Origin of the sequence: Roseburia sp. AF42-8 (assembly GCF_003435965.1) — a bacterium.
Lineage (GTDB): Bacteria > Bacillota > Clostridia > Lachnospirales > Lachnospiraceae > Roseburia_C > Roseburia_C amylophila.
This window is the reverse complement of record NZ_QTVB01000120.1, coordinates 1-1345: the sequence shown is the minus strand read 5'-3', so window position 1 is coordinate 1345 and position 1345 is coordinate 1. Positions and strand designations below refer to the sequence as shown.

General features: G+C 35.8%; 1 protein-coding gene and 1 pseudogene. Both read left to right on the top strand.

Annotation, left to right across the window (positions count from 1 at the left end; translation table 11 throughout):
* Nucleotides 1-39: 39 nt before the first annotated feature.
* Nucleotides 40-1077 (top strand): DUF4885 family protein, encoded by a 1038-nt coding sequence (locus DW059_RS15550; RefSeq protein WP_117699383.1) that lies wholly within the window; start codon nucleotides 40-42, stop codon nucleotides 1075-1077.
* A pseudogene (locus DW059_RS16240) lies at nucleotides 1061-1345 on the top strand (DUF6033 family protein); the annotation flags it as partial. The gene DW059_RS15550 and the pseudogene DW059_RS16240, both read left to right, overlap by 17 nt.

Here is a 1345-nt window from a genome sequence, read left to right as displayed (position 1 = left end):
GATACAGATTATAAGACTTATATAAGGCAGGGGGATAATATGGTTACTGTAAATAATTCTGACTATTATAATAACATTCCAGCGGGCAGGGATTTAAACAACCTGCCCAATACTTCCAGCACTGGTACAACTGTAGGATATCAATATGATGGACTTACAGAGGAGGATCGTTTCGTACAAAAAGTTTTGCAGGAGCATTATGATAAAGTGTACAAAGAAAATTTGTCTCATTCTGATCCAATGGCATATATCGAATCAAAATATTGTGATGTGACCTCACCTAATTTTTGCTCATATATGACAGAAGACCAGCGTTCCATAGCTTACCGTACAGAGAAAAGAATGTTACAATCCGGAGGAAAACCTGTGGGTGGATTTGCACGGTATGATTATGCATTAAGGAATTACAAGGATGTATATACAGGTGGTTCAAGAAGTGTTGGTTATGTACGCAATACTGACAGGGAAAAACAGCATGCCAGAAGTGTTGTAAATCAGCAAATTTCAAATCTACTTTCAAAGAATGGGATATCAATATCAAAACAGGCAGATTTGGTATTTTCTATTGACCCATATACATATCAACTAACGGTGTCGGGAAATGCAGATAGAGATACATTATCGCAGATAGAAAAATTGCTGAATGAAGGAGATAATGCAAAAAATATTTGGACGCATGCGTGGATTTGTATGCATGATGCAGATAATGAAATTGTTAATTCGCAGGCAAATATGACAAAGGCAAACCAATATTCTTTATGGCATGAAGTGTATGAGACAACTGGATATGATGCACGCAATGCGACATATAAAAATGGTACTTTTATTGCAGAGGATGGTACAGATTTACTGGCATTGTTTAAGGAAAAATCTAAAAATGGTGCAGGGTATGAACTTTATTCTAAGAGATGGCTGCAATATGCTAAAAATGGCTGGAAGAAAGAAAATGATTTGGTATTAAAAATAGGATTTGACAGCAGTGGATTGTATGATATAGGGCAGGAAAGAGGATATGGAGCAACGCAGAATATGTGGATGAAAGGTATTAGTCAAAGTATATTTGAAGCTAGCGTGTGATCAATATTATATTGATTCTGAGAGAAATCCAACAGGTGGCATAGTTGGAAGGACTCCGAATAATGAAAGGAGATATGTTAATATGGCAGTTACAGGAATAGGAACATATGCGTCATATACGAATAGTTATGGCAATACACAAAATGCTGGAAACAAAACGGGCAGGACATATAAGAATGCTCATGAATATAAGAACTATTTAACACAAAAATACGATTGTTTACGAAGCAGGGATTATTCCGTAAATATAAACAGTTCTCTTTTGTCA